This window comes from Solibacillus sp. FSL R7-0668 (assembly GCF_038006205.1).
Lineage (GTDB): Bacteria > Bacillota > Bacilli > Bacillales_A > Planococcaceae > Solibacillus.
The window spans coordinates 3,011,237-3,027,980 of sequence record NZ_JBBOUU010000001.1; the positions used below are offsets into that span (position 1 = coordinate 3,011,237).

The window sequence follows — 16,744 nt, forward strand, 5'->3', positions numbered from 1 at the left end:
TCAGTCTCCAAATAAGCCTAGCTGTTTTGGTGCTAAGTTTTCAAATTCAAGCTGTAACATTTGTTGCATTCGTTTGGCGTTTTTCGCTGCATGTCCACCCGAGTTATTATTAAACAGGACAATTACTTGTTCCGTTTGGCTATTTAAAAATCTTACTTGCTCACTAAGTTGCTGTAGTTCTTGTTCATTATAATCATATAAAAAGCGCACCTTACGCCAGTTTTCACCATGACCAATATTACGCCAACCGTGCACATTGCGTCCATGAATCCGTACAAGTGCCTGATCATGTGTAGCAATTGGCACAAATGGGACTGAGCCACTTCCTGCTTGTGGTTCATCGCACACACAATGGATCAATTCATTTTCCTTAAGAAAGGCCAAAGTTTTATCCTTCAGCTGTGCGCTATACCAAGTTTGGTTGCGAAATTCGATGGCTACTGGATAATCAGCTAGCTGCTGCTTAATATAGTGAATATAGTTTATATTTTTCGTCTGACAATCAAACCACGGCGGAAATTGTACGAGTACCATTGCGAGCTTTCCATGCTTTTGGAAAGCATCTGCACATGCACGAAACGCATTGAACATATCATTGCGCGTTTCGAATGGGATTTCGTCTCGTAAATGCCCGGTCATCCCTTGATACGCCTTTACTACGAACTGAAATGTGTCCGGTGTATCATTACACCACTTCTCCACATTTTCAACACAAGGAATCGCATAAAACGATGTATCCAACTCCACTACTGGAAAATGTCCGCTATAATCAAATAATTTATCCTTTGCTGCTGTCACGGAGCTATAGACATCGGGGTGATCTCCCCAGCCAGTTAATCCGATTGCAATCATCCCGTTCACCTCTTCAATTTGATTGTACTACAACTCTTATTCTCTATACGAATTCATTGCAAAATTCATTCATTCCAAGCATACTAATAGAAAAAAGGAGAATAAGTTTTATGCATATTTTACAATCATTAAATGAATTTGAACAATTTAAAGCTGGTGCAAAGCCTGTTATTTTCGAGTTTACAGCAAATTGGTGTCCGGATTGTCAATTTATCGATCCATTTATGCCCGAAGTAGTAGAGAAATATTCAGATTTTCAATTTGTGAAAGTAGACCGTGATCAATTTATCGATCTTTGCATCGAGCTAGATGTCATTGGGATTCCAAGCTTTGTTGCTTATGAAAATGATATTGAACTAGGTCGCTTCGTTAGTAAAGACCGCAAAACACAAGAAGAAATCGAGCGCTTTATCACAGGTTTAAAATAAAAAATGCTTCAAACGCGACTTAAGCGTTTGAAGCATTTTTTATTATTTAATGATACCCTCATGTTCTTCGTTCTTCCAAAGCTTGCCACTCTTCTTTTGTCCTAATGCCCAAAAGATAACGCCAACTGCTACGACTAATACAACAGCTGGTACGCCTAGTGTAATTGGCCAAAATAAATTTTCCATAAAAAATCGCTCCTTTATGTTCATTATGTATACTATCTATTATTCCATCTAATACAGGTATTGTAAATGATTACCTCAAAACTATCGCTATGAATTTCCTTTTTCATCACCAAATTTTCACGATTTCAACACAATTGTTCTTGAAAGCACTAAAAAAACACTTGCTGCATAATAACAGCAAGTGTTAGAGTAAGTGAATTATCCGATAGAACCTTCCATCTCGAATTTGATCAGACGGTTCATTTCTACTGCATATTCCATTGGTAATTCTTTTGTGAATGGCTCAATGAAGCCCATTACGATCATTTCTGTCGCTTCTTCTTCAGAAATACCACGGCTCATTAAGTAGAATAATTGCTCTTCAGATACTTTTGAAACTTTCGCTTCGTGCTCTAAAGATACATTATCATTTAAAATTTCGTTGTATGGAATTGTGTCTGAAGTAGACGCGTTATCCATGATTAATGTGTCACATTCGATATTTGCACGAGCGCCAGTAGCGTTCTTACCGAATTTTACTTGACCCATATACGTTACTTTACCGCCTTGTTTTGCAATCGATTTCGAAACGATTGTTGAAGACGTGTTTGGTGCTAAGTGAATCATTTTCGCACCTGCGTGTTGGTGTTGACCTTTACCCGCGATAGCGATTGATAATGTCATACCACGAGCGCCCTCACCTTTAAGGATACATGCCGGATATTTCATTGTTAATTTAGATCCAATATTACCGTCGATCCATTCCATTGTACCACCAGCATCTACAACCGTACGTTTTGTAACGAGGTTGTATACGTTGTTAGCCCAGTTTTGGATTGTTGTATAACGGCAATATGCATTCTTTTTAACGATAATTTCTACTACAGCTGAATGTAGTGAGTTCGATGTGTAAACCGGCGCTGTACAGCCTTCTACATAGTGTACAGATGCATCTTCGTCTACGATAATTAGCGTACGCTCGAATTGCCCCATGTTTTCAGAGTTAATACGGAAGTAAGCTTGTAAAGGTGTATCTAATTTAACACCTTTTGGCATGTAGATGAATGAACCACCAGACCAAACCGCTGAGTTTAACGCAGCGAATTTATTGTCCGTGTAAGGAATGACTGTACCCCAGTGTGCTTTGAAAATCTCTTCATTTTCTTTTAACGCTGAGTCAGTATCTTTGAAGATAATCCCCATATCTGTAAGATCTTGCTTCATGTTATGATAAACTACTTCAGATTCGTACTGAGCAGATACACCTGCAAGGTATTTTTGCTCTGCTTCAGGAATACCTAATTTATCGAATGTTGCTTTAATTTCTTCAGGTACTTCATCCCAAGACTTTTGCGTAGCTTCAGATGGTTTTACGTAGTACGTAATTTCATCGAAGTTTAACGCTGAAAGGTCGCCACCCCATTGAGGCATTGGGATTTCATAGAATTTGTTAAGAGCTTTTAAGCGGTAGTCAAGCATCCACTGTGGCTCTTCTTTCATATTGGAAATTTCACGAACGATTTCTTCTGTTAATCCACGCTCAGAACGGAAAATCGATACGTCCTTATCATGGAAGCCATATTTGTAATCGCCGATATCAGGCATTTTTTTAGCCATGTTGTCTCCTCCGTTCATCATTTGAGAAGTGGGGCTGTCTAAAAATTACTTCTCGGACATTCCCCTTCGCTTACATTATTTCATTTCGTTGTTTACGCCCTTTTCCATTGCTTTCCAAGCCAATGTTGCGCATTTAATACGAGCTGGGAATTTTGCAACACCTTGAAGTGCCTCTACATCGCCAAGATCATATTTTTCATCATTGAAGTCTTCACCTAACATCATCTTCGAGAAAATCTCCGCTAGTTCTAAAGCTTCGTCTAATTTTTTGCCTTTAACGATTTGTGTCATCATTGATGCAGAAGACATGGAAATTGAGCAGCCTTCACCGTCAAATTTTGCATCCTCTACGATGCCATCGTTTAGCTTTAAAGTTAAATGAATACGATCCCCACAAGTTGGATTATTCATATCAATTGTTACTGTATTTTCATCTAAAGACCCTTTATTACGAGGGTTTTTATAGTGATCCATAATTACAGAACGGTATAGTTGATCTAAGTTATTAAAAGACATCGCCAAAATACTCCTTCGCTGAGCGCAATCCAGCTACTAATGCATCAATATCTGCTTCGTCATTGTACATGTAGAAGCTTGCACGCGCCGTTGCTGTTACTTGAAGCCACTTCATTAACGGTTGAGCACAGTGGTGTCCAGCACGTACGGCTATTCCACTCATATCTAAAACGGTTGCGACATCATGAGGATGCACATCGTCTAAGTTGAATGTTACAAGTCCGCAGCGTTGCATTGGGTCACGTGGTCCGAAAATCGTTAAGCCTTCAATCGTAGACAGATTGTCCATTGCATAGCCTGCTAACGCGTGCTCATGTGCAGCGATATTGTCTAAGCCGATTTCCTCTAAAAAGTCGATGGCTGCACCTAAACCAATTGCACCTGCAATGATTGGTGTTCCGCCTTCAAACTTCCACGGTAACTCTTTCCATGTCGATTCTTGTAAACCTACAAAATCAATCATTTCTCCACCGAATTCTACCGGTTCCATGTTTTCAAGAAGCGCTTTTTTACCATATAGTACCCCAATTCCAGTAGGAGCACACATTTTATGCCCAGAAAGAGCCGCGAAATCTACATCCAAATCTTGAACATCGATTTTCATATGTGGCGCTGCTTGTGCGCAATCCGCTACCATGATTGCACCATTTTCATGGGCAATTTTCGCGATTTCTTTGATTGGATTGATTGTACCTAATACGTTTGAAACATACATGACAGATACGATTTTCGTTTTTGGCGTAATCGTTGCACGTACCTTTTCTAATGAAAGAGTGCCATCTGCTTCTAGATCAATGTATTTCAGTACCGCGCCTTTTTCTTTTGCAAGCTGTTGCCATGGAATAATGTTCGAGTGATGTTCCATGTGCGTAATGACAATTTCATCACCCTCCACAATATTTTGACGGCCATAGCCTGACGCTACTGTGTTTAATGAAGTCGTTGTACCACGAGTAAAAATAATTTCCTGCGTAGAGCTTGCATTAATAAACTTACGAACTTTTTCACGTGCACCTTCATACGAATCCGTTGCGCGGTTCCCAAGTGTATGCACACCACGGTGAACATTGGAATTGTCCAGCTTATAATAGTTTTCTAATGCTTCAATTACTTGGATAGGCTTTTGCGAAGTCGCAGCGCTATCTAAATACACTAAAGGATGACCATTAATTTCCTGATTTAAAATCGGAAAATAGCTTTTAATGTCTTTTGCTATCATTATCGAACTTTCCTTTCGATAACCTCCGTCAGCTGTTTTTTAACGCCTTCGATTGGAAGGTTCGTAACAACTGGCGCAAGGAATCCATGAATGACAAGGCGCTCTGCTTCTGCTTTTGAGATACCACGACTCATTAAGTAGTACAGTTGAGTTGGGTCAACACGTCCAACAGATGCAGCGTGTCCTGCTGTTACATCGTCTTCATCAATTAAAAGAATTGGGTTGGCATCACCACGTGCTTTTTCAGAAAGCATTAATACGCGAGATTCTTGCTCAGCATTTGCTTTTGTACCACCATGCATAATGTGACCAATACCATTAAAAATTGATTGTGCGGCGTCTTTCATAACACCGTGTTTTAAAATTTGACCGTCTGAGTTTTTACCCCATTGACGAATTAATGTTGTAAAGTTTAATTTTTGATCGCCGCTACCTACTGTTACCATTTTGAAGTCTGAAGTAGAGTTATCGCCGATTAAGTTTGTTGTATTTTCATAAACTGTATCTGAGTTTGTCATTAAACCTAATGCCCAGTCAATTTTTGCATCGCGCAGTGCGTGACCACGACGGTTTACATAAGCAGTAAAGCCATGAGCTAAGTTATCTACCGCGCCGAATGTCACTTGTGCATTATCTTTTGCAATGACCTCTGACACAACGTTCACTTGGCCTTTTGCTTCTTCAAATGTAGAGATATATGTTTCTACATATGTTACTGCTGAAGATTCTTCTGCTACCACTAATACGTGGTTGAATAAAGAAGCTTCTGCATTATCATTTAAGAAAACAACTTGTAATGGTGCATCAATGACTACGTTACGAGGCACATAAACGAAAATACCGCCGTTCACTAATGCCGCGTGATACGCTGTTAATTTATGCTCATCTACTTTTACAGCTGTTGTCATGAAATACTTTTCTACTAAATCCGCATGTTCGCGAATAGCTGTTTGAATATCTGTGAAAATAACACCTTTGTTCGTAAGTTCTTCAGAAACTTTGATGAATGCTGGTGTATTATTGCGTTGAATATATAAATTTTCTTGTGTTTCTGCATCGATTACTGCTTTCACTTCTGCAGGCACTTCGTCTAAAGTGGCGAATGGTGTGCTTTCTACAGTATGCGCTGGGAAATCAGTGAAGTTCCACTTTGAAATATTTGTTCTGTCTGGCTTTGGTAATTCAAGTGAAGCCGCTTTTTCAATTGCAGCTACACGGAAATCAGCAAATGCTGCTGGCTCATTATTTGTTGTTGAGAACGAGCGTACTTCTTCTGCTGATAACGCTAATTTTGTTTCAACCGTCATCTTCGTCGTCCTCCTTAATTATGCTTCTTCTGTTACCGCGTCCGTATTTTCGATACCTAGCTCTTGTTTAATCCAGTCGTAACCTTCTGCTTCTAAACGATGAGCTAATTCAGCGCCACCAGATTTCACAACTTTACCTTGCATCATTACGTGCACTTTGTCAGGTGTGATGTAGTTAAGTAGACGTTGGTAGTGCGTGATCATTAAGCAGCCGAAACCTTCACCGCGCATTTGGTTGATCCCTTTAGATACTACTTTTAATGCGTCAATATCTAAACCAGAGTCGATTTCATCTAAAATACCGAATGTTGGTTTGATCATCATCATTTGTAAAATTTCGTTACGTTTTTTCTCACCACCAGAGAAGCCTTCGTTTAAGTAACGTTGTGCCATTTCTTCTGGCATTTCTAAGAAGTCCATTGTTTTGTCTAATTCGCGGATGAATTTCATTAATGAAATTTCATCGCCTTCTTCACGACGTGCATTAATTGCAGAACGTAAGAAGTCAGCGTTTGTTACACCAGGGATTTCTGATGGGTATTGCATTGCTAAGAATAGACCAGCTTTTGCGCGCTCATCTACTTCCATTTCTAATACGTTTTCACCATCGATAAGTACTTCACCTTGCGTTACTTCATATTTAGGGTGACCCATAATTGCTGAAGCTAAAGTTGATTTACCAGTACCGTTTGGACCCATGATCGCGTGTACTTCGTTTGTGTTAATTGTAAGGTTTAAACCTTTTAAAATCTCTTTTCCGTCGATTTCAACGTGAAGATCTTTAATTTCTAAAGTTGTCATTAAATTACCTCCAAATGTTCATTTGCACGACACATGCATGCTAAATTAATTTCATAACCAATCTTACCCGAAATGAATGTTGGTTGCAAATAGTTTAGAATGATTTTAATTAAAAAATCTTTATTTCTTTTAAGCAACGTGTTTATTTAAGTTGTTTCTACTATTAATACAGTGCTTTGTACGCCTTTTTCATTTTCAATAATAATCTTTCAATTGAGAATCAATTTCACTTATTTAATTGAATTCACAGGATTGTCATTGACTGGAGAAAGAAAGTTGAAAAGCAAACCATGTTGTGCGCTGCAGATCGTTTATTTGCGATTTTTTAATTTTATTTGCGATCTTTCTGGGATATTTGCGATTTTCAACTTATATTTGCGAATCCTCAATTTTTCCCCATTATTTTAAAGAAATCGCTAGCATATAGTGATGATCCATAGAATATTTGGTAAAATTAGTTAAATCTATTTTGACCTAGAGGCAGGTGTTAAGGGAATTGGAATTTATTATTACTATCGGGGTAATTATTATAGCCATTTCTTGTTTATCTATTGATGCAAAATTGAGAGAAAATAGTAAACGAGATAAAGAAATAATTTCTTTACTCAAAGAAATCGCTCAACAAAAGAAATCATAGAGTAAAGATAATAGTTCATTTTAAAGGGGGACATAATTTGTCATATTTTAAAGTAGTAGTTGATGGGATTTCTAAACAAGATCTAACTGAAAGAGAACAATTAATTTTGCAAAACGCTATCTTACATTTTTCGGCAATGACAAATGCTTTGATTACAGGTACAGGTGTGATGTTAAACCCACCAGACGAAGGTACGATGGGCATTACATTTGCATATCCTGAAGCGATCGATGCTGAAAAGGAAGCTGAAGTTCGTGAAAGCATTGTTAAAAGATTAAATGCATTTTTCTCTATGTCCAATCTTGAATTAATAGCAATGATTAAATAAGCCTGTAAAAGTATTTTGATGAATTAATAGGGAATCATACTTCAAACTAGTGGTTTATTTAGTGGTTGGTATTTTAAAGCCTTCCTAAACATCGCTTTGGGAAGGTTTGTTTTTACAATAACCTAAAACAATTTACAATGGAACGGGATTAAACACTTTATTAAAATAAAAATCCCAAAATTTTGAAACTTTTATATTTGTTATTTCGTACTGTAGGTAAGAAATTATTATTAATGTAAAGGAGAATTATGCATATCTTTAAAAAAATAATTGATTTTCTTAACAAAATGAAAAAATTTGATATTTGGGGAGACACAGATGTGGAATTAACTGAGGAACAAATGAAGCATATTCGAATCCAAAATCCATATGGCATGATAGCGCTTGTTCTTAGTATATTGGCATTTCTTTTCCCGAAATACGGTCTATCCATAATTACTCTGATTTTTTGTATACTAACCTACTTTACATTTGATAAAGAAAAAGAAGATAACCTATGGCCCTTTTATATTGGTATCATAATTTCATTGATTGGATTAAAGTTGTTTTTTACAGGCGAAGTTCACGAAATCATAGTTTGATTTTATGATAAAAGCTTATGCACCTCATAGTTAAATAAAGTGACCAAACGAGGGTTTGGGTAGGTTATACTTCAACTAACGCAGCAGTTTAATAAAATAAAATGGGGGTGAATTTTTGAAAAGAAACAAAGTAATAATTTTCATTATATCTGTGATTTTTTTATTGTGCTTAGTGTGGATTTTATTTCCTAATAAAAGTGCAGAAGTAAAAAGTTTCACCTATGAGATAGAGGAAAATAATGACGAACTTATTATTGAAGTTAACTATCAATTCACTAACAATACAGGCAATTTTAGTTATGCTACTATTGTTTTAGACAGTTTTTTTTATCAACGACTTAAGAATCCAGAATCCATTGAACCCATTTTTTTAAACGGTGAAGTATCTGGTTCTACAAGAATAATTATTAACAAAGAGGACTTAACTTCAGACTTCATTGAATCGTTAAAATCAAAGGAAAAAAATCCTTTACATGCTATAAGTATAGGTGAAGAAATTAGTTTGTAATAACTCAACTAACGGAGTGCTTTAGTGTAACAAATACTTCAAAAAAGTGCCCAACCACGCTTTGGGAATGTTCTTTATGAGTCCCACATCATCTTTACCTATTAACTTAAGATATATTAGCCGATAGTTTAAGTAATAATGAATTTCAAAAGGGGATGTTTGAAATGAGGTCAGTAGGTATCAACGAAATGACATTAAAACTATTAGGGGTCGAGGTATCTGATAAAAAGATACCGATGATGACACCACAATTTAACGGAATTGATTCAATGACAACGAAAACAGCTCCTGCTATGAGCGAAGAAGCGTATGAAGAAGCAATTCGTAATCAGGCTAAAAAAGATTTTGAAGCAGGAAAATGTGGTGGCGAAAATAATACAGCTTATCGTGCGTTGAAAAATAGCTATGTTTCTGTTGCATCACCAGACCGTAAAGGCTATATCGCCAAAAGCTTTCAGCAGGTTCCGATGAATAAACGTAATCAAATTTCGTATATGAAAATTAAAGATGCAAGCGGTCAAGAAATTGCAAATTACTCTCCGAATACAGGCTGGACAGGTGTAATGACAAAGGATGAGATGAAGAGGGAAAGTAAATTTATGGCGATTTATATGGATACTTGGAGAAGCTTAAAAGCAGAAGCACAGCAGCAAGTAAAACCGACTTCGAGTTCAATTGATACATTTATTTGAGCTATACAAAGACATGCAAAATAACGTTCCCAAATGACACTTAGGGAGCCTTTTTGATTCCAATAAAAGGATATAATGCCCGATATATAGAATTATGTTCTTATAACAATCATTAGGAGTTGAAATAATGAAAGCACTTTTAGTTATTGATGTACAAAATGGCATTGTCAATTTAGGGGATTTTGAAGAAGAACTTTCGCTTATGGAAAATATAATTAAAGATTTCAAAGAAGCGAATATGCCAGTAATTTTTATGAAACATTTAGATGACGAAGAAGAAAGTGGTTTGTATAAAAATTCTATTGGTTCTGAATTACATAATTCGTTAAAAGACTATGCTGAATATGTAATAGAAAAACAAACGCCAAGTTCATTTTATAACACAGAACTTCAGGGTACATTAGAAAAATTAGGTGTAGACCACGTTTTTATTACAGGTTTTAATACGGAATTTTGTTGCTTATTTACTGCTATTGCAGCGTTTGATAGAGGTTATACAGTCACATTTATTGAAAATGCCACTGGAACTGTTAATACGGACGAAACTTATGAAATGCCAGGTTTAGATATCAAAGATTTCGTAGGGACTGTATTACATTGGTCAAATGCTATTGAAGTTTTAGCTTACGAAGAATATGTTGAAGAATATAAACCCAAAAACATAATCTAAGAAAAATTGCTTGAATATCTTATACACCTATAAGTTAAATAACGTTCCCAAATCAAAGTTTGGGAACACTCCAAAAAGCGGCAAACACTGTCAAATCAGTATTTGTCGCTCTTTTCTTTGCACTATTACTTATACATCATTTTATACACCCTACTATAAACCCACATCTAGCAACAGTTTAAGCATATTTTTTAAACGCTGCACAATTTCAAATAATGCATAAAACTATGCATATTACTACCCGTTCTAAATCCAGCACACACTAAAAACCCCTTAAAAACAAACCAAAACAGGGGCACTCCAATTAAAGAGCCCCTTAATAATTAAAATTTCTTCGCTTGCTCCTGCAAATAATAATGCACGCTTGCTGCTACAGCGCGACCTTCTTTGATCGCCCATACAACTAAGCTTTGCCCGCGGCGTGCATCACCTGCTGCAAATACACCGGGTACACTTGTTTCGTAATCTTTAATAGATGCACGGATTCGGTTGTTTGTGAATTCCACACCGAAATGCGCTGGCGTTTCTTTCTCAGCGCCTTCGAAACCAATGGCTACGAATACATGCTGTGCTGGCCATACTTTTTCTGTGCCTGGCAGCTCCTTAAAGAAATGGAAGCCATCTTCACCGAGGATTTTTTCCATTTGGATGGTGTGCAGCTCTTTCAGATTGCCCTTTGTGTCCTTCACAATTTTGGTTGTTTGAATGCAGTATTCACGTGGATCGCGACCGTATTTCGCATCCGCCTCTGCATACGCGTAATCCAATGTGTAAAGATTCGGGTCTTTTGGCCACATTGTATCCTCTGTCCGCGTTGTTGCTTGCTGTGGGTGTTTACCGAATTGGTAGACAGAACGGCAATTTTGACGAAGCGCAGTTGCCACGCAGTCTGCCCCCGTATCACCACCGCCAATAACGATGACATCCTTGCCTTTTACATTGAGTGCTTTATTATCTTTAAAATTAGAATCTAGTAAGCTTTTTGTCACATCCGTTAAATATTCCATCGCTAAATGAATATTGCCCGCATCGCTGCCTTCCATATGCAATATGCGTTGCTTTTGCGCACCGGTACATAAAATAACCGCATCAAACTGTTGTTGTAGCTGTTCTTTTGTCAGATCTTTGCCGATTTCTGTATTCGCTATGAATTGAATGCCCTCTAATGACAATAAATTCACACGGCGTTCAATAAGCTCCTTTTCAAGCTTCATATTGGGAATCCCGTACATTAATAGGCCACCGAAGCGGTCAGAGCGTTCAAATACTGTAACCGAATGCCCCATTTGATTTAATTGATCAGCCGCCGCTAAGCCCGCTGGACCTGAACCAACAATCGCTACCTTATAGCCTGAGCGAATTTCTGGTACGCGCGGTGTTACCCAGCCATTTTCAAAGCCTTTATCAATAATCGTACGTTCAATAGATTTAATCGCAACAGCTGGGTCTGTAATCGCAAGCGTGCAAGAACCTTCACAAGGGGCTGGACATACGCGCCCTGTGAATTCTGGAAAGTTATTCGTCATATGCAGACGCTTCAATGCTTCCTCCCATTGTCCCTTATACACTAAATCATTCCACTCTGGGATGACGTTGTTAATCGGACAACCTGCTGCCGTACCGCGTATTTCAATCCCCATATGGCAAAATGGTGTACCACAATCCATGCAGCGCGCTCCCTGTGTTTGTAATTTATCGTCTGGTAGCTTGCTCGTATATTCATTCCAGCTCGAAATACGCTCTAGTGGTGCTTTTTCCTGAACCTTTTCACGCTTAAATTCCATAAATCCTGTTGATTTTCCCATGCTAGAACCCCTCCTATTATTTCGAACTCACAAGCTTTTTCTGACTTTCCGTTACTTCCACAAACGCTTGCATTGCCGCATGATCATCTGTTAACCCATTTAATTTATGACGCTCAATTTTTTCGATAATTGTCTTATAATCTGTAGGCACTACTTTGACAAATTTCGGTACAAATTCTGCCCATTTCGCTAAAACATCCAATGCGTATGAGCTTTCTGTTTCTTCTAAGTGTTTAATAATTAATCGGCGCACTTGCTCAATTTCATGTGCATCTGTTAGCTTTTCAAAATGAATCATTTCCATATTGCACTGCGCTTTAAATTGCGCTTCGTCGCTCGGTAAAATATAGCCGATACCACCTGACATCCCCGCACCAAAGTTTTGACCAACATCGCCTAATACGACGATTTTACCGCCTGTCATATATTCACAGCCGTGGTCACCAATACCCTCTACAACGATATTCGCACCAGAGTTACGAACACCAAAGCGATGACCAGCTCGACCATTAATAAACGCTTGCCCGCTCGTTGCACCATATAAGCAAACATTTCCTGCAATGACGTTCTTCTCAAAATCTCCTTTGATCGGCGCAATCGCAACAACTTTACCTCCTGATAAGCCTTTACCGAAGTAGTCATTGACGTCTCCAATCACACGCATTGCCATACCTCGTGGTGTAAAGGCACCAAAGCTTTGTCCTGCATGACCTGTGAACGTTAAATTGATTGTGTTATCCGGCAAACCAGCTTCACCGTATTTTCGTGAAATTTCACTGCCTACAATTGTTCCCATTACACGATCTGTATTTTTAATTGGATAGCTTAGCTTTATGACCTCTTTATTGGCAATTGCTTGCTCGACTTTTGGTAATAGCTCACGTACATCAAAGCTTTCTGTGATTTGATGATCTTGCTCCTGCTGCTTCGTACGCACCCCTTGCATTTGATGTAGCAATGCTGATAAATCCAATTGACTCGCTTTCCAGTGCTGCTTTGTGCGCGCTGAAATTTGTAGCACATCTGTACGGCCTACCATTTCTTCAACTGTACGGAAGCCTAAAATACTCATGTACTCGCGCATTTCCTCAGCAACAAAGCGCATATAGTTCACGACATGATCGGCATTCCCCATAAATTTCGCGCGTAGCTCTGGGTTTTGTGTCGCTACCCCTACTGGACATGTATCTAGATGACAGGCACGCATCATCACACAGCCTAAAACAATTAGTGGAGCTGTTGCAAAGCCAAATTCCTCTGCCCCTAAAAGTGCCGCCATTACGACATCCTTACCAGTCATTAGCTTACCGTCCGTTTCTAGTACAACGCGATCACGCAAGCCATTTAACATTAATGTTTGATGTGCCTCCGCTAAGCCAAGCTCCCATGGTAAGCCTGTATGCTTAATCGATGTTTTCGGAGAGGCACCGGTACCTCCGTCATACCCTGAAATGACAATAACATCCGCCGCGCCCTTTGCGACACCCGCTGCAATTGTCCCAACACCTGCTTTTGCGACAAGCTTTACGGAAATCCGTGCATAACGATTTGCATTTTTTAAATCATGAATTAATTCAGCCATATCCTCAATCGAATAAATATCATGGTGGGGTGGCGGTGAAATTAAGCCAACTCCTGGTGTTGAGCCACGAACCTCAGCAACCCATGGATACACTTTATTGCCCGGTAATTGACCACCTTCACCCGGCTTTGCGCCCTGTGCCATTTTGATTTGTAATTCATCTGCATTGACTAAATAATGCGATTTGACACCAAAGCGACCGGATGCAATTTGCTTAATACTTGAACGACGGTTATCCCCATTCGCATCTAGCTTATAGCGCGCTGGATTTTCTCCGCCCTCCCCTGAGTTTGAGCGTGCGCCTAATTTATTCATGGCGATTGCTAATGTTTCATGTGCCTCTTTCGATAACGAGCCAAACGACATCGCGCCTGATTTAAAGCGTTTCACGATGGAGTCTACCGATTCTACTTCTTCCATTGGTAAACGACGCTCCGCCTTTTTGAACTCAAATAAGTTACGTAAAAAGCCGATACGCTCTTCATTGGCCATTTCTGCAAACATCCGATATAAGCCGTAATCATTTTTGCGTGTTGCCCATTGTAACGTATGAATCGTTTTTGGATTGAACGCATGATGCTCACCATCTGCACGCCATTGGAAATCTGAGCCTGATTGTAATTCTGCGCTCATGGCATGGACAGCAACTTCATGGCGACGTATTGCTTCTTCCCCGATTGTTTGTAAATCGATGCCATCAATTTGAGAAGCTGTACCTGTGAAATATTCGTCAATCACAGCCTTTGAAATTCCGACTGCTTCAAATACTTGTGCACCGCGGTAGGATTGCACTGTTGAAATGCCCATTTTTGACATGACTTTTACGACACCTTCCGCAGCACCTTTACGATATTTTTGAACAGCCTTGTCAAAAGGTAAGGCGATATGCTTGTCGTCAATTGCCTGTGCAATCGTTGCATAAGCCAAATACGGATGAATCGCATCCACACCAAACCCGATTAATGCAGCGAAATGATGCACTTCACGAGTCTCCGCGCTATTGACCACTATACTTGCCTTCGTACGTAAGCCAATGCGAATTAAATACTGATGAATTGTACTCGCTGCTAATAATACAGGGATGGTTAACTGTTTCGCATCCTCTACAAAATCGTTTAATACAAGAATGGTACGACCACCAAATACGGCTGCTTCTGCCTCTGTTTTAATTCGGTTCAACTCATTTTCTAAAGATTCCGTAAATTGTAGTGATATTTCTGCTACTTCAAAGTCACGATGCCCATTGTTCAGTAATTTTTCATATTCTGCCGTTGTTAGTACCGACGTCTCTAACATAATACGGCGCGCGTTGTTTGCTGTCGGGTGAAGTAAATCCCCTTCTGCGCCTAGCATCGTCATTGTAGATGTCACGACATGCTCACGAATGGAATCGATTGGTGGATTTGTCACTTGTGCAAATAACTGCTTAAAGTAATTAAATAATGACTGCGGGCGATCTGATAATACCGCAAGTGGTGAATCATTCCCCATTGACCCCAGTGGATCTTTACCATCTTTTGCTAAAGGCACAATATATTTTTGTACGTCTTCATATGTGTAGCCGTGAATTTTTTGACGCAATGTCAGGTCATTTACCAGTGCCTTCGTTTCTTCCGCTACTTCAATTTTCAACATATTATCTTGTAGCCACTGTGCATAAGGTTGAGCTTTTGCCATTTCCGCTTTCAACTCTTCATCCGAGATGATTTTCCCTTGCTCTAAATCGATGAGCAGCATGCGACCTGGACTTAAACGATCTTTATATAAAATATCTTCCTCCGCGTAATCAACAACACCTGTTTCAGAAGAAAAAATTACATGGTCATCTTTTGTCACGTATAATCGACCTGGACGTAAGCCATTGCGGTCTAAAATTGCCCCAATCTGCTTACCATCTGTGAAGCAAATAGCTGTTGGGCCATCCCAAGGCTCCATTAAACTTGCATGATATTGATAAAATGCTTTACGGTCTTCCTCAATACGCGGATTTTCTGTCCACGGCTCTGGAATCATCATCATCGCCGTCTCTGCTGGTGTACGACCGGCTAACACGAAAAATTCAAATGCGTTATCAAGCATTGATGAATCTGAACCTGTTGGATCAATGATTGGTAATAGCTTTTCTAAATCATCGCCAAACGCTTCCGAAACGAACTGCTGCTCACGTGCGCGCATCCAGTTAATATTCCCGCGCAGTGTGTTAATTTCCCCATTATGGATAATGTAGCGGTTCGGGTGTGCTCGTTTCCAAGATGGGAAGGTGTTTGTTGAATAGCGTGAATGCACGAGTGCTAATGCCGATACGAAGCTTTCATCCTGTAAATCAATATAGAAATCACTTACTTCCTCCGGTGCGAGTAAACCTTTAAACACCATTGTCTGACTTGAAAGGCTTGGAATATAGAGTTCAAAGCCTTGCTGTTCAGCCCAATGCTCCAGCTGCTTTCGAATGACGTATAGTTTCCGTTCAAAGCTTTGGCTATTCACTGCCTTTGACTGGATAAATACTTGGCGTACAACGGGTGCACTTGCTTTTGCAATCTCACTTAAATTTTCTTTATTCGTTGGAGCAGTACGCCAGCCGATTAGCTCCTGCCCTTCCTCGACAATTAGTTCATTCATTTTTTGTTCTATTCGTTGGCGTTCCTCATCATTTTCTGTGAAGAAAACTTGACCCACACCGTATGCACCTTTTTCAGGTAATTTGAGTTCCGGACAATTGAATTTAAAGAATGCATCAGGAATTTGAACCATTAGCCCTGCACCATCGCCTGTTTTACCGTCTCCCCCACGCCCTGCACGGTGCTCTAAGCGACATAACATCTCTAAGCCATTTTTCACGATTTGATGTGATGGTTTGCCCTTCATATTTGCGTACATCCCGATGCCACATGCGTCATGTTCAAACTGTGGATCGTATAAACCTTGTGCTTTTGGTAACTGGTGAAAACTCATCAAAATTCCCCCTCATTCTTTCAATAACGTATTTACATTTTAAAGTTTTCCAAATAATATAAACAATATATAGTTTGGATA

15 protein-coding genes are annotated in these 16,744 nt (G+C 39.1%); 6 read left to right on the forward strand and 9 right to left on the reverse strand.

Annotation, left to right across the window (positions count from 1 at the left end; translation table 11 throughout):
- Complete coding sequence (locus MKX47_RS15170; protein WP_340775744.1) at positions 1-852, reverse strand: DUF72 domain-containing protein; 852 nt, start codon at positions 850-852, stop codon at positions 1-3.
- Positions 853-962: 110 nt separating this feature from the next.
- Between MKX47_RS15170 and MKX47_RS15175 the strand changes: the two genes are divergently transcribed.
- Positions 963-1,280: a thioredoxin family protein gene (locus MKX47_RS15175; RefSeq protein ID WP_340775748.1), complete on the forward strand. Its 318-nt coding sequence runs from the start codon at positions 963-965 to the stop codon at positions 1,278-1,280.
- A gap of 42 nt (positions 1,281-1,322) precedes the next feature.
- Here the strand turns inward: MKX47_RS15175 and MKX47_RS15180 are convergent, their stop codons facing one another.
- The 6 genes from MKX47_RS15180 to sufC all read right to left on the reverse strand — a co-directional run bounded on the left by MKX47_RS15180 (position 1,323) and on the right by sufC (position 6,905).
- The gene (locus tag MKX47_RS15180) at positions 1,323-1,466 is read right to left on the reverse strand and encodes a hypothetical protein (protein WP_340775751.1); all 144 of its coding nucleotides are present in this window, start codon (positions 1,464-1,466) and stop codon (positions 1,323-1,325) included.
- Between the two features lie 198 nt (positions 1,467-1,664).
- Entirely contained in the window at positions 1,665-3,062 is a 1,398-nt protein-coding gene (gene sufB / locus MKX47_RS15185; protein ID WP_340775754.1) for a Fe-S cluster assembly protein SufB, read from the reverse strand.
- A 75-nt stretch (positions 3,063-3,137) separates the two neighbouring features.
- The gene (gene sufU, locus MKX47_RS15190; RefSeq protein WP_340775756.1) at positions 3,138-3,578 is read right to left on the reverse strand and encodes a Fe-S cluster assembly sulfur transfer protein SufU; all 441 of its coding nucleotides are present in this window, start codon (positions 3,576-3,578) and stop codon (positions 3,138-3,140) included.
- Positions 3,568-4,797 (reverse strand): cysteine desulfurase, encoded by a 1,230-nt coding sequence (locus tag MKX47_RS15195; protein ID WP_340775758.1) that lies wholly within the window; start codon positions 4,795-4,797, stop codon positions 3,568-3,570. Before MKX47_RS15195 ends, sufU begins: the two co-directional genes overlap by 11 nt.
- The gene (gene sufD, locus MKX47_RS15200) at positions 4,797-6,104 is read right to left on the reverse strand and encodes a Fe-S cluster assembly protein SufD (RefSeq protein WP_340775761.1); all 1,308 of its coding nucleotides are present in this window, start codon (positions 6,102-6,104) and stop codon (positions 4,797-4,799) included. The genes MKX47_RS15195 and sufD overlap by 1 nt, the downstream gene beginning before the upstream one ends.
- A gap of 18 nt (positions 6,105-6,122) precedes the next feature.
- Positions 6,123-6,905 (reverse strand): Fe-S cluster assembly ATPase SufC, encoded by a 783-nt coding sequence (gene sufC / locus MKX47_RS15205; RefSeq protein ID WP_340775764.1) that lies wholly within the window; start codon positions 6,903-6,905, stop codon positions 6,123-6,125.
- A gap of 496 nt (positions 6,906-7,401) precedes the next feature.
- Here sufC and MKX47_RS15210 point away from each other — a divergent pair, with 496 nt between their 5' ends.
- The 5 genes from MKX47_RS15210 to MKX47_RS15230 all read left to right on the forward strand — a co-directional run bounded on the left by MKX47_RS15210 (position 7,402) and on the right by MKX47_RS15230 (position 10,321).
- Positions 7,402-7,542, forward strand: coding sequence for a hypothetical protein (locus MKX47_RS15210; protein WP_340775767.1), 141 nt, complete (start codon positions 7,402-7,404; stop codon positions 7,540-7,542).
- Positions 7,543-7,579: 37 nt separating this feature from the next.
- The gene (locus MKX47_RS15215) at positions 7,580-7,870 is read left to right on the forward strand and encodes a hypothetical protein (RefSeq protein ID WP_340775771.1); all 291 of its coding nucleotides are present in this window, start codon (positions 7,580-7,582) and stop codon (positions 7,868-7,870) included.
- Between the two features lie 696 nt (positions 7,871-8,566).
- A complete protein-coding gene (locus MKX47_RS15220) occupies positions 8,567-8,959 on the forward strand; it encodes a hypothetical protein (RefSeq protein ID WP_340775773.1) in 393 nt (130 codons plus the stop codon).
- A gap of 164 nt (positions 8,960-9,123) precedes the next feature.
- Entirely contained in the window at positions 9,124-9,651 is a 528-nt protein-coding gene (locus MKX47_RS15225; protein ID WP_340775775.1) for a hypothetical protein, read from the forward strand.
- Between the two features lie 127 nt (positions 9,652-9,778).
- Positions 9,779-10,321, forward strand: coding sequence for an isochorismatase family protein (locus MKX47_RS15230; RefSeq protein WP_340775777.1), 543 nt, complete (start codon positions 9,779-9,781; stop codon positions 10,319-10,321).
- A gap of 323 nt (positions 10,322-10,644) precedes the next feature.
- Here MKX47_RS15230 and gltD read toward each other — a convergent pair whose 3' ends face one another.
- Both gltD and gltB read right to left on the reverse strand, forming a co-directional pair.
- On the reverse strand, positions 10,645-12,126 hold the full coding sequence (gene gltD / locus MKX47_RS15235; RefSeq protein ID WP_340775781.1) for a glutamate synthase small subunit: 1,482 nt from the start codon (positions 12,124-12,126) through the stop codon (positions 10,645-10,647).
- Positions 12,127-12,142: 16 nt separating this feature from the next.
- Complete coding sequence (gene gltB, locus MKX47_RS15240) at positions 12,143-16,663, reverse strand: glutamate synthase large subunit (RefSeq protein ID WP_340775784.1); 4,521 nt, start codon at positions 16,661-16,663, stop codon at positions 12,143-12,145.
- Between the last annotated feature and the right edge of the window lie 81 nt (positions 16,664-16,744).